This window comes from Paenibacillus sp. 7516 (assembly GCF_002272715.1).
GTDB lineage: Bacteria > Bacillota > Bacilli > Paenibacillales > Paenibacillaceae > Paenibacillus > Paenibacillus illinoisensis_A.
Map to the genome: position 1 here is coordinate 49,336 of NZ_NPBI01000047.1, position 13,187 is coordinate 62,522.

General features: G+C 48.2%; 12 protein-coding genes. 1 reads left to right on the top strand and 11 read right to left on the bottom strand.

Annotation, left to right across the window (positions count from 1 at the left end; all coding sequences use genetic code 11):
* Positions 1–13: 13 nt before the first annotated feature.
* The 3 genes from ispF to CHI14_RS28895 form a co-directional block, all read right to left on the bottom strand.
* Entirely contained in the window at positions 14–490 is a 477-nt protein-coding gene (gene ispF, locus CHI14_RS28885) for a 2-C-methyl-D-erythritol 2,4-cyclodiphosphate synthase (RefSeq protein WP_095293433.1), read from the bottom strand.
* The gene (gene ispD / locus CHI14_RS28890) at positions 487–1,179 is read right to left on the bottom strand and encodes a 2-C-methyl-D-erythritol 4-phosphate cytidylyltransferase (RefSeq protein WP_095293434.1); all 693 of its coding nucleotides are present in this window, start codon (positions 1,177–1,179) and stop codon (positions 487–489) included. Before ispD ends, ispF begins: the two co-directional genes overlap by 4 nt.
* Positions 1,180–1,280: 101 nt before the next feature.
* Entirely contained in the window at positions 1,281–2,366 is a 1,086-nt protein-coding gene (locus tag CHI14_RS28895) for a PIN/TRAM domain-containing protein (protein ID WP_095293435.1), read from the bottom strand.
* Between the two features lie 174 nt (positions 2,367–2,540).
* On the opposite strand from CHI14_RS28895, the gene CHI14_RS28900 reads away from it, so the two are divergent.
* Entirely contained in the window at positions 2,541–2,936 is a 396-nt protein-coding gene (locus CHI14_RS28900) for a nucleoside triphosphate pyrophosphohydrolase family protein (RefSeq protein ID WP_095293446.1), read from the top strand.
* A 132-nt stretch (positions 2,937–3,068) separates the two neighbouring features.
* On the opposite strand, the gene pssA is transcribed toward CHI14_RS28900, so the two are convergent.
* From pssA to CHI14_RS28940, 8 genes are all read right to left on the bottom strand, one after another.
* On the bottom strand, positions 3,069–3,800 hold the full coding sequence (pssA, locus tag CHI14_RS28905) for a CDP-diacylglycerol--serine O-phosphatidyltransferase (RefSeq protein WP_095293436.1): 732 nt from the start codon (positions 3,798–3,800) through the stop codon (positions 3,069–3,071).
* Between the two features lie 61 nt (positions 3,801–3,861).
* On the bottom strand, positions 3,862–4,938 hold the full coding sequence (gene disA, locus CHI14_RS28910; protein WP_095293437.1) for a DNA integrity scanning diadenylate cyclase DisA: 1,077 nt from the start codon (positions 4,936–4,938) through the stop codon (positions 3,862–3,864).
* Positions 4,939–4,951: 13 nt separating this feature from the next.
* Entirely contained in the window at positions 4,952–6,319 is a 1,368-nt protein-coding gene (gene radA, locus CHI14_RS28915; RefSeq protein ID WP_095293438.1) for a DNA repair protein RadA, read from the bottom strand.
* A 258-nt stretch (positions 6,320–6,577) separates the two neighbouring features.
* Entirely contained in the window at positions 6,578–9,049 is a 2,472-nt protein-coding gene (clpC, locus tag CHI14_RS28920) for an ATP-dependent protease ATP-binding subunit ClpC (protein ID WP_095293439.1), read from the bottom strand.
* A gap of 188 nt (positions 9,050–9,237) precedes the next feature.
* Positions 9,238–10,308 (bottom strand): protein-arginine kinase McsB, encoded by a 1,071-nt coding sequence (gene mcsB / locus CHI14_RS28925; protein ID WP_095293440.1) that lies wholly within the window; start codon positions 10,306–10,308, stop codon positions 9,238–9,240.
* 28 nt (positions 10,309–10,336) lie between these two features.
* Positions 10,337–10,855 (bottom strand): protein-arginine kinase activator protein McsA, encoded by a 519-nt coding sequence (gene mcsA, locus CHI14_RS28930; protein WP_095293441.1) that lies wholly within the window; start codon positions 10,853–10,855, stop codon positions 10,337–10,339.
* 32 nt (positions 10,856–10,887) lie between these two features.
* A complete protein-coding gene (locus CHI14_RS28935) occupies positions 10,888–11,349 on the bottom strand; it encodes a CtsR family transcriptional regulator (RefSeq protein ID WP_095293442.1) in 462 nt (153 codons plus the stop codon).
* A 488-nt stretch (positions 11,350–11,837) separates the two neighbouring features.
* Positions 11,838–13,013 (bottom strand): GNAT family N-acetyltransferase, encoded by a 1,176-nt coding sequence (locus CHI14_RS28940; protein WP_095293443.1) that lies wholly within the window; start codon positions 13,011–13,013, stop codon positions 11,838–11,840.
* Positions 13,014–13,187: the final 174 nt, after the last annotated feature.

Sequence of the window (13,187 nt, forward strand, 5' to 3'; positions counted from 1 at the left end):
TTGGTTGATAATATCACACACGAACAAGGCAAACAACCGATTGGGCCGCAATCCCCTCTCCCCGTCCAGGGAATCCGAGCTGCTCCGTAGTCGTTGCTTTGACATTGACCTGATCAACATCCGCTTCCAGCGCCTTGGCAATGACCTCAGCCATCTGTGGAATGTATGGGGCCATTTTCGGTTTCTGCGCAATAATAGTAGAGTCGATGTTTCCCAAACGATATCCGCGATCTTTCACGAGCTGCCATACATGCTCCAGCAGTTTGAGGCTATCCGCGTCCTTGAACTCCGGATCGGTGTCCGGGAAATGTTTGCCGATGTCCCCAAGTGCAAGTGCACCCAGAATGGCATCACTGATGGCATGCAGCAGCACATCTGCATCCGAGTGACCAAGCAGTCCTTTTTCATAAGGAATCGTTACCCCGCCAATGATGCACGGACGTCCCTCCACCAACTGGTGTACATCAAATCCCTGTCCTACACGTATCATCGCTTCTTCTCTCCCCCAAGCAAAAACGCGGCATATTCCAAATCTTCCGGCGTCGTTAATTTGATGTTGGTATAACTTCCTTCCACAACCTGGACGGACATCCCCTGGCGCTCAGCCAGCATGGCGTCATCCGTCCCCAGAAATCCGTCCCTTGCGGCCGACTCGTAAGCAAGCAGCAGTGAAGAAAGACGAAAAGCCTGCGGGGTTTGAATACTCCACAGACTGCTGCGGTCAGGCGTCGCCGTAACGATTCCTTCCGCATTCACTTGTTTGATCGTATCTTTAACGGGAACGGCAAGTACAGCGGCTCCCCCCGACATCGCGGCCTCCATGCAACCTGTAATCTGCTTACGGTCAACAAAAGGACGTACCCCGTCGTGAACGAGAACCCAATCCGTCTGTAAGGCCTTCAGGCCTTCTTGAACAGAATGCTGTCTCTCTTTCCCTCCGGGGATGACACGGACACGCGACTCCAGTCGGTATTCTTTTACCCAATCCAGGCAGCGTTCAACATCTGCGGCTCCGGTTACCAGCACAATCTCGCTGATCTCGTCCAGAGCGGCAAATACTTCAAGCGTATGTATGAAAACGGGCTTGTCCTGCAGCAGCAGAAACTGCTTGCTCTCGGTTGTTCCCATTCGGGTTCCCCGACCTGCTGCCACAATGACGACACCCCACCCTTTATCCATGCCGTAATCCCTGCCTTGTCTGTCAGTTTATCGTTCTACGATACTGAATATCTTCAAGCGATATAAATATCGGTGAACGATACACTACCCATCATACCCCTTTATTGGGCTTTTTCCAACAGTTTCGGCTTGGCAAAAATCATTCGTCCCGCGGAAGTCTGCAGCACACTGGTCACCAGCACTTCCATCATCATGCCGATATACTCGCGTCCGCCTTCCACGACAATCATCGTACCGTCATCCAGATAAGCTACACCTTGGCCATGCTCCTTGCCATCCTTGATGATCTGCACCATGATCTCTTCACCAGGCAGCACCACTGGCTTCACCGCATTCGCCAGATCGTTGATGTTCAGTACAGATACACCCTGGAGCTCGCAAACCTTGTTCAGGTTAAAGTCATTGGTAACCACCTTGCCCTGAAGCACTTTGGCGAGTTTGACCAGCTTGCTGTCCACTTCCGATATTTCTTCGAAATCCCCTTCGTAAATGAGCACCTTCACGTCGAGTTCTTTTTGGATTTTATTCAAAATGTCGAGTCCGCGCCGGCCTCTGTTTCGCTTCAGCAGATCCGAGGAATCTGCAATATGCTGAAGTTCTTCCAAGACGAATTCCGGAATCACAATTGTACCTTCGATAAACCCAGTCTTGCATATATCTGCGATACGGCCATCAATAATGACACTGGTATCCAAAATCTTGTGTTCTTCCATCCGTCTGTCTTCATCCAGCTCGGGGTGCCCCCATCGCCCAGACATCCAGAATGCAGCAAGGTCGTCTTTCTTCGCCATGGCTAGCATGTACCCCGAATATCCGCTTACGGCCGTCAGAGCCACCTGAAGCACCTCTCCTGCTGTTCCCAGCCAAGTCAGACATGGATAGAGCAGCAAAGCCACCAGTAACCCTGCAACGGTACCTGCTGCACCAGCAGCCAGTTCGTTCATCGGTACTTTAGCCAAAGAATCAATCCCATTTTGCAGCCTGCTTGCCAGCAAGGTTCCACCAATATTACATACAGCCATAAACAATACAGCGCCCAGTGCCGTTGCTACTCCTGCCCCCAGCAGCCCTGCTGACTGAATCCATTCAGCCATCCACGGGACGGATTTTCCTGCCAGATGATATGCCGTGTAGCCAAACCATGCACCGCACAATCCTGTAAAAGTTAAAATGCCTTTTTTCCACATATGTCCCTGCACCTCCTTTAATTGTCCTTCATCTTCATATCCAGTATGATCCAATTGTTGGATTGCTAATCCCGGTTGCAAGAACTTTTTGGAAATGTTTGCAATCGTCAGTTGAAAGAAGGTAAATTATTGGCATATAATGAATTCAATTCATATCCCGAGGTGAGTAGCAAAATGAGTACGCTAAGTTTACAGGCTTTTCAGGATCAGGTTTCCGAGCTGTTGCTGCGTCATCGCAGTCTGATTGATGTACTGTCCAAAACAGGACAAGCCGGAGCTTCTGTCAATCGTGCCGTGTCCAAGGCCATTACCGAATGCGGCTGCATTGAGCTGCACGCCACCAAGCAGAAATATGCCCCCGAGAGCGGTATTGCTCAAACCAAGGGCCTGCTGGAAACGCATGTGGAAGGTGAATTGTGCGAGAATTGCAAAGAGGTCATCAGCTCCGAACTGGGGCGGAACCTGTTTTATATGTCAGCTCTCTGCAATCTGCTGGATATCAACATGGAAGAAGTCGTGAATCACGAGTCACAGAAATGTTCGACGTTAGGGATGTTCAATTTGTCGTAAATGATTGGCGAAGTTGCCGTGCAAGAGTAGGTACTGTATAGATTCGAATCAACAAAAAAAGCACGTACGCTCCTGAAGGAGAATGCGTGCTTTTTCTTATTCATCCAAGGCAGTATGCCAATCCGTAAACCATTACCGATCGGAAGGACGAGAAGACTTCTCTTCCTTGCGCTTCTTCGCCCGATTGCGGGAGGCTGCCGTCCGCATATTATGCTTCATTCCATATAGAGCGTACAGCACCAGTGGAATAAAGATCAGCTTCGACAACTGTTCCGGAAAAATGACGGCAACCGCTACAGCAAATACAACCACCCAAGGGGCGATCCAGATCGCTTTTCGCGGCAAACCAACCTTTTTGAAATTCGGATATTTAAGCGAGCTGACCATCAGGTAGGATAATAACAATGTAGCTATCATCATGCTCACGGGACCAATATCCTTGTTAAACAACGTCAGCGTTGCAAGCACACCTCCAGCTGCCGGAATGGGCAGGCCGGTAAAGTATCCGGGAATTCCGGGTCTTACATTAAAGCGTGCAAGCCGAATGGCTCCACAAATGGGGAAGCTTGCCGTAGCGATCCAGGCGAGAACCGGTGATGCATCCTGGAAGGAAACCATAAACATAATGAGTGCCGGGGCTGCACCAAACGAAACCATGTCAGACAGGGAGTCTAGCTCCTTGCCAAATTCACTTTGGGCATTGAGTGCACGCGCTACCCGGCCATCCAACCCATCCAGCAGCATCGCCACGATCACCATAATTGCAGCCAGGCTGTAATTCCCATCAATTGCAAGCAGTATCGCCATCATTCCAAGAAACAGATTACCCAAGGTAAAGAGGTTCGGAATGAATCTGGTTAACATTGTTGTTTCACCTCATCATCTTCAGGGCCGTTATAGGCAAACCTATACTGATAGCTCTGGATTACATTTGTCTGTCGATAAACATTTGCTCCTGCAGACGCTTCAGCCCTTCCTTAATGGTCCGGGCGCGTACCTCACCAATACCGTCGACTTCATCCAGCTCTTCAATCGTTGCCATGATCACATGCGGCAATTGTTCAAATTGGTCCACAAGGTTATGAATAATGACATTCGGAAGGCGTGGTATCTTATTCAATACCCGATATCCGCGCGGTGCAACCGAATCTTCCGATGTAGCAGCCGATGAAGGATAGCCGAGCAGACGGACGATGTGATGCGCATCCAGCAATTCATCATCCGACAGGCGTTTGAGGCCCACGATAATTTCGCGAATTTTCTCGTCACTATCGTCACGTGCATAGTCCTTGTACAGCAACCACGCTTCTTCCTCCGTCGTTCCAACCAATTCTTCCATCTGCATGGAGATGAGTCGACCTTCATTCCCAAGTTCATGGATGTAGCGCTTGATTTCCGTTTTGATGCGCATCACCATTTCCGTACGCTGAATGACATTTACCACTTCAGGGATAGTGACAAGTTCTTCGAACTCCGAGGCACTTAGATTCGTAAGGGATTGGGTAAGTACAGCTTTGTACTTCTCCAGCGTTTGAATCGCCTGGTTAGCCTTCGTCAGAATAACTCCAATTTCCTTAAGCGAATATCTAAGCGTTCCCTGATATAAGGTAATAATATTCCGGCGCTGCGAGATGGATACGACCAATTTGCCTGTTTGCTTGGCTACACGTTCTGCTGTCCGGTGACGAATCCCTGTCTCAGAGGAAGAGATGGAGGAATCCGGAATAAGCTGGGTGTTGGCATACAGAATACGCTTTAAATCCTCGCTAAGAATGATGGCACCGTCCATCTTGGCGAGTTCATAGAGATAGTTGGGGGAGAAATCGCAATTGATCGAGAAGCCCCCGTCGACCACTTCCATTACTTCAGGGCTGTATCCTACAACAAGCAGTGCCCCCGTCTTGGCGCGCAGCACGTTCTCCAGACCTTCGCGGAAAGGTGTACCTGGTGCGATCAGCCTCAACAATTCATTCATTTTATCCAGTTGGCTCGAATCTTTCATCTTGTTATGCCCCCTAATCTAAAGCAACCGCTAGTGCATCTGCCACGGTATTCACACCGATGAGTTGTATCCCGCGAGGATGTTTCCAGCCCTTTAAGCTTTTCTCCGGTAAAATGACTCGTTTGAAGCCCAGTTTCTCGGCTTCCTTCACACGTTGTTCAGCCCGTGATACGGCCCGAACCTCACCTGTCAAACCAATTTCGCCAAATATTACATCATCTGGCTTGGTCGGCACATCCCTCAAACTGGATGCAATGCTGACGGCAACCGCCAAATCCACCGCCGGTTCATCGAGCCGAACTCCCCCGGCCACATTCAGGTACGCATCCTGCGTTTGCAAAAACATGCCCATCCGCTTCTCAAGCACCGCAATAATCAGGTTCAGCCTGTGATGATCTATCCCTGTTGCCATACGGCGGGGAGACGGGAAATGTGTTGCAGAGATGAGCGCCTGCAGCTCAACCAGCATCGGTCTAGTGCCTTCCATACTTGCAACTACCGTAGAACCCGCTACACCGAGCGGTCGTTCGGACAGAAAGAGTTCGGAAGGATTGCCCACTTCACGCAAGCCGTCTTCGCCCATTTCGAAAATACCGATCTCATTGGTTGAACCAAAACGATTTTTAACCGCACGCAACAGTCTATACGTATGATGACGTTCCCCTTCAAAGTAAAGAACACAGTCCACCATATGTTCCAGCATACGCGGACCAGCGATAGCCCCTTCTTTCGTAACATGCCCCACAAGCACGGTTGCAATGCCTCGGCCTTTGGCGATCCTCATAAACCGGGAAGTACATTCCCTTACCTGTGCTACGCTACCGGGTGCACTGGTGACTTCTGGGAGATATACCGTCTGAATGGAGTCGATGACAAGAAAATGCGGCTGGATCTGCTCCACCGCTTCCTCTACACGTTCCATATTCGTTTCACACAGCACATACAGTTCAGGAGAGAGTGCATCCAGACGATCAGCACGCAATTTGGTCTGTTTCACCGATTCCTCACCCGAAACATATAACACGCGCAAGCCCGAATGCGTTAGAGCATGCGATGTTTGCAGCATCAGCGTTGATTTTCCGATTCCCGGATCTCCGCCTACCAGCACGAGAGAACCCGGAACAATCCCGCCTCCCAATACCCGGTTCAGCTCTCCGATTCCAGTCTGCACACGCGGTTCCTGACCGCTATCTATATCTATGATGGGAAGCGGTTTATCTTTACTGTCAAAGAGGGGGGAATTTCTCCCTTGTGTTTTGACAACCGTTTCCGTTTCTTCCACCATGGAATTCCATGACTGACACCCCGGACATTTGCCGTACCATTTTGGGGCTTCATAACCACATTCCGTACATTGAAACTTGGTTTTAACTTTGGCCACTTCAGCACTCCTAGGATTTATTTTATAACAGCATTTTGCATTTTTCGACGAATTTTGCCCTGAATTTCTGACGTGCAGGGTTAATAAAAGTTTACCATTGTTTGAGATTTTTCGTAAAGGATTATCGTAAACTTTACACATGTTCCTAACATAATCATTTGTGTTAAGTCCATACATCAAAAAAATCCTTCCCGGCCGGAGCCGAGAAGGACATTCAGAATCAATAGCTGTTGGACTTATTCCCAACCTATTCATCCTTTATTTTGTTTCAATTTCTTCATTTGCTGCATTGGAAGGAACTACTGCTTCCTTTTTGGTTACGGACAGTGCGCCGTTCTCTTCATCGATCAACAACGAATCGCCTTTGGTTACCGTACCTGTAAGCAATTCTTCAGACAGTTTGTCTTCGATATGCTTCTGGATTGCCCGGCGAAGCGGACGAGCACCGTAAGCTGGATCAAAGCCAGCTTTGGCCAGGAAGGCCTTGGCATTGTCTGTAAGCTCGAAGTCGACTTCGTATTCACGCAGACGTTTCCGGAGCTCCTCGCTCATGAGGGAGACAATCTCAGCAATGTGTTTCTCTTCAAGAGAGTGGAATACGATGATCTCATCAATCCGGTTAAGGAACTCTGGACGGAAGCTTTTCTTCAGCTCATCCATGACTTTACCCTTCATGTTATCGTAATCCGCACCTGCATCCACAACAGCTGTGAAGCCGAGTGTAGAGTTACGTTTGATCGCTTCGGCACCCACGTTGGATGTCAGAATGATCAAAGTGTTACGGAAGTCCACGACACGACCTTTCGAGTCTGTCAGACGACCATCCTCAAGCACTTGCAGCAAGATGTTGAATACTTCCGGATGTGCTTTTTCGATCTCGTCGAGCAGGACTACGGAATACGGTTTGCGACGAACTTTCTCTGTCAACTGACCGCCTTCTTCGTAACCCACATATCCTGGAGGCGCTCCAACGAGTCTTGAAGTCGAGTGTTTCTCACCATACTCGGACATGTCAATGCGGATCACTGCATTTTCATCGCCGAACATAGCTTCGGCAAGCGCACGAGCCAGCTCGGTTTTACCTACCCCAGTAGGACCGAGGAAGATGAAGGATCCCATTGGACGTTTTGGATCTTTCAATCCAGCACGAGCACGGCGAACCGCACGGCTGACTGATTTCACGGCTTCATCCTGACCGATGACACGTTCATGCAGGATGGATTCCAGATTCATCAGGCGTTGAGTCTCTTCTTCTTTCAGCTTGTTTACCGGAATTCCCGTCCAGTTGGCTACCACTTGTGCGATATCCTCAGGCGTTACTTCGGAATCCGTACGACCTTGTTTTTCTTTCCATTGGTTCTTCGTTACATCCAGCTCTTCACGGATTTTTTGTTCCGTATCACGCAGAGCTGCTGCTTTTTCGAACTCCTGGCTTTGGACAGCTGCGTCTTTTTCCTTACGGATATCTTCGAGACGGCTTTCCAGTTGTTTCAGGTTCGGCGGAATGGTGTATGAGTTCAATCTTACTTTGGAACCCGCTTCATCAATCAGGTCAATCGCTTTGTCTGGCAGGAAACGATCTGTGATGTAACGGTCAGACAATTTAACCGCCTGTACAATCGCTTCGTCCGTAATTTTCACACGGTGGTGGGCTTCATAACGATCACGCAGGCCGTGCAAAATTTGAATGGCTTCTTCCGGAGAAGGCTGATCTACGGTTATCGGTTGGAAACGACGCTCAAGCGCTGCATCCTTCTCAATATATTTGCGGTACTCATCCAGGGTTGTTGCACCGATGCATTGCAATTCTCCACGAGCGAGAGCCGGTTTCAAAATGTTCGAAGCATCGATGGCGCCCTCAGCTCCGCCTGCACCGATCAGGGTGTGCAATTCGTCGATGAACAGGACAATGTTACCTGCCTGACGAATCTCATCCATGATTTTTTTCAAGCGATCCTCAAACTCACCACGGTACTTCGTTCCGGCAACAACAGAACCCATATCCAGGGTCATGACACGTTTGTCGCGCAATGTCTCCGGAATTTCGTTGGCGATGATTTTCTGTGCAAGACCTTCAGCAATCGCTGTTTTACCTACACCAGGTTCACCGATCAATACAGGGTTGTTCTTGGTACGACGGCTCAGTACTTGAATAACACGCTCAATTTCTTTGCTGCGGCCGATGACCGGATCCAGGTTGTTTTCCTTCGCATAAGCGGTAAGATCACGTGCCAGACTGTCCAGTGTTGGTGTGCTTACATTAGCAGGCGTTCCATTATGACTGGATACAGCCTCACTGCTGCCAAGCAACTGCAGCACTTGTTGGCGTGCTTTGTTCAAACTAATACCAAGGTTGTTCAGCACGCGTGCTGCAACACCCTCGCCTTCACGAATCAATCCGAGCAAGATATGCTCTGTTCCTACATAGGTGTGACCCAATTTGCGAGCCTCATCCATGGACAGTTCAATTACTTTTTTCGCACGAGGCGTATATGCAATGTTCGTAGGTTGCTCTTGACCGCGGCCAATCAGCGTTTCTACTTCATCTTGAATTTTTTCCAATCCGAGTCCCAGGCCGATCAGCGCTTTGGCTGCGATGCCTTCGCCTTCACGAATGAGGCCGAGCAAAATGTGCTCTGTACCGATGTTATTATGACCGAGACGGACAGCTTCTTCCTGCGCGAGTGCGAGCACCTTTTGGGCCCGTTCCGTAAATCTTCCAAACATCATATCTCCTGCACCTCCATGGTTTTGGATAAAACGGGGGCCTTGATCATAATCCCGCCGTATAATTCATATCATTCTTGTTTGCAGCCATGCTGCGAATAAAGTCATTCCCCATTTAGGTAAATGCCTATTTTATATAAAGCCGCAGATGCGGCATGAAACCTTAATATTAAATCTGACGAAAACAATTACTAGGTTTGATTGGCTGCATTGATCGTATCACGAATCAACTGAGCCCGGTAGATGTCACGCTCATCTGTACGCATATCTTCTCCGAATGTTTTCTGCAAAAAGCCTGGTTGTGTCATCACGTTTAACTCGTTCATTACCGTAATGGACAATCCGTTCAACAGCCCCAGATCTACACCTAAGCGAACATCCGAGAGACGCTGCGCGGCTTCTTTGGAATCCATAATGGCTGCGTGGGACAAAATCCCATATGAACGCATCACTCTATCGGTAATCCGCAGTCTCGAGTCGGAAATTAACCGCTCTCTGGCTGTACGTTCATGCCCAATCATCTGAAGCACAACGCTATGCAGATTATCGATGACCTCTTGTTCCGTCTGTCCAAGCGTAATTTGATTGGAGATCTGGAAAAGGTTGCCCATCGCCTCGCTGCCTTCGCCATAAATCCCCCGCACCGTCAACCCCACTTGAGAAACGGCTGTCAGAATGCGTCCGATCTGCTGTGTCATCACCAGAGCAGGCAGATGCATCATTACAGATGCTCTTACCCCTGTACCTACATTGGTAGGACAGCTGGTCAGGTACCCTCTGCGATCATCAAAAGCATAATCCACATGCGCTTCAAAAGCATCGTCTATGGCGGAAGCTTTCTCCCAGGCTTCTTTCACCTGGAACCCCGGATAGAGGCATTGGATACGAAGATGGTCCTCTTCGTTAATCATAATACTGACGGATTCATCCTCACTGAGAATAACCGCACCATTTTTTGATTCGTTCGCAAGACTGGGGCTAATCAAATGTTTCTCCACCAGCACCCGCTTATCGAGATCATCAATATCCATCAGGTCCAAGGTATGGAAATCTCCAAAGGCATGAACGTCATCATATTGAAGTACTTCGCTCAGCTTATTCAGCACTTCTTCCGATTGCTCATTGGAAGCAAGCATTGGAAATGGGTAATGCTGAAGATTACGTGCGATCCGGACACGGCTGCTAATGACGATTTCGGAATCAGCCGCTTCACTGCGCATCCAGTCGCTGAGCGCCTTCTCTGTAAAGCGCAGATTAGGCATTACGCGTCCCTCCTACTCATGACAAACTCTACTCCTGAGCTATTTCTTTTTCAAGTTCCCTGATCTGGTCACGGATCTGAGCCGCCTCTTCAAATTCTTCCTGGGCGATACTCTCCTGGAGATGGCGCTTCAGGTCGGCAATCTGCCGTTTCACTTTAATGCGACCACCAGCCCGTGCAGGCACTTTGCCCACATGGGTTGTGCTGCCATGAACCCGTTTGAACAATGGATCCAGACGACTGTCAAAATATTTATAACAAGAACTGCAGCCGAATCGGCCGATTTTGCTAAACTGTGAGTAAGTCATGCCGCACTCTTCACAGCGAAGAGTCTGAGCAGGGGGAGCCCCGGCATTTCCATTCTTAGGTTCGAAATCAAGCAGCCCGGACAACAGGTTGTGAATGGAAAATCCATTCGATGTTCCCGGAATCATTTCTCCCTTTTCACGGGCACATGACTCACAAATATGGAATTCCGTCTTCTCGCCATTCACGATTTTGGTGAAATGAAGAGTCGCGGGACGTTTGTCGCATTCTTGGCACAGCATTTAGGATGTACCTCCTTGATCCCGATAGGTTTTCATTTACCGAGCAAAGATATTAACATCGCCTTTAACATTCTGGCACGAATTTGATCCCGGTAAGGAAGTTTGACCAATAAAATTTCTCTTGATACAGCTGCACGCATCAACCCGGCTTCCCTTTTACTCAGGAAACGTGCTTCTTCCAGCTGATAAATCAAGCCTTCGGCAGCTGTCTGTCCAATCTCATCCCCGATGCTATGGTGCAGATGATTATGCAGAGCAGAGTGGGCCGGCAATTCGATCCGCTGTATGCGGACATAACCGCCGCCACCACGTTTACTCTCGACCAAATATCCTTTTTCAAGAGTAAAGCGTGTGCTTATAACATAGTTGATCTGGGATGGTACGCATGAGAATTGATCTGCAAGATCATTGCGCTGAATTTCAACCATTCCTTCGGGACTTTCATGCAAAATACTCTTCAGATATTGTTCGATAATATCAGAGATATTACGCATCCACTCATCCTCCACTGTCTGAAACGTTAAGTCAATAAGGACCCACACGCCCCCACAGAGTGCACCTTCTCAACCCATTTAACCAAACAGGGAAACAACGAATCTTGATTTCCGCTGGCTTATTCGGGAGAGCAAGGACGCACGAAGGTCCTCTTGGTACTGCCTCTTTCCGATGATATCCATCGTTCATGAAATGTGTCTCATCACCGGAATGTAGAAAGAAAGCTACGTAAGTATTTAACCTTCAGTTGACTTTGACTTTCTTTGACTTTATATACATTATAGCATATTTTGTGGTTTTGCCAAGTGGGGTCACTATTCATTTTTTACGATTTTACACGAAATATTCCCCGGACACAAAAAAACCTCTCCAAAAAAGCCGGAGAAGTTCATTTGTCTCACTGTAGCACTGTTTCTCTATAAATACGAAAAGGGAAAGCAGCCAGTATGAAGTGGCTTCGGATATACTCATGAACACATTTGAAAAATCAGAAGAAATCAAGCAGATAAGTTTCCCGTTCAGGGATCGTATGCTCTAACGCAGTAATGACTTCTGCCGGGCCGTGGATTCGACCCATTTGAGCCATCTCTGCGGGTCGTCTATATCCCATAAGCATCGCGGTAAGAGCTTGAATGTTGACCTTGAGTGTCTGCTCTTCCAAGACAGTTTCGGAGGTTTTCCATATGGAGGCTGTACCATTCATCGCTACATTCAACTGCCATACGCCTTCATTCCAAGGAGCATGAGCATCCTCTACCTGAAGATTAATCTGTACGGGTGAGTCTTGGCTCGCAAAAGGATATTGCGAAATAAACTGCTCCACACTTACAATCCGTGCCATGAAGTAAGGTACGATCTCCTGCTGTATTCGTGGATTATCCAGTTGAAAGGCAAGTGTATCACTCGCAGGTGCCTGCAGGGTCACCTCTTCAATCATTGAATCGTGATTTGCAATAAAGGTCCAGAGGGCTTGTCTGGCTTCTTCATTGAGATAAATGATCTCATCAATGGCAAACTTACGTTCTTTCACTTCATACAGTAGGTATCCTTGGGCTTGTCCTGCTTCATCCAGATAGACTGCCTTCTGGCTGGTTCCATCCGTGAGCACTGAGTTCTCCCACCACGAATCATCACGAACGAGAGTTCCGTTATAGCGTTCCGCATATGCGCTGTAAACTTCTTTTAATATATCAAGACCAGGATCACCACGCCGAATGTTACCTGGTGTAGCTTTTTTCGCCGGCAAATGAGCAACAGGCACTTTATATTTTTTATATTCAATGTAGGTTTCCCATCCATACTTGCGGTAAAAAGCAAATGAGAATGGATGCAAAAACGAAATGCTTTGTTTATTCCGGTTCATCTCTTCCAGTGCATGCTTTAAAAGCCCAGCAACCCAACCCTTGCGCCGATACTCTGGCCAAGTGGCCACCCCAGCAATCCCACCCATCTCAAAGGCTCTGCCATGAATGTAGGTTTGAAAAGGGATGATATGCAGCTTCGCACCAAGCTCGCCTTCCTCATATACGCCCCAGATATCCTGTGAAGCGAATCGATACCGCTGTCTTTCTTTGCGTTCCTCACTTAATACATACTGAAAAGCATACTGGGAGAGGGCAATACTGGATTCAAAATCCTCTGCGGTCAACTTGCGAATGTCCATGTTAATTCTGCACCCCGTTCTCTAGATTAGTAAGTGGCTCCAATCGTATCCTGAAATGTGATGTATGTATCTTCTATGAGTGTGTCAGAGGCGTCGTGCAAAGTCAAATAAGAGATGCATTCGCATCTCCCGGCATAATCATATGTAGATAGTTAAAGAAACACACCGTAAAAT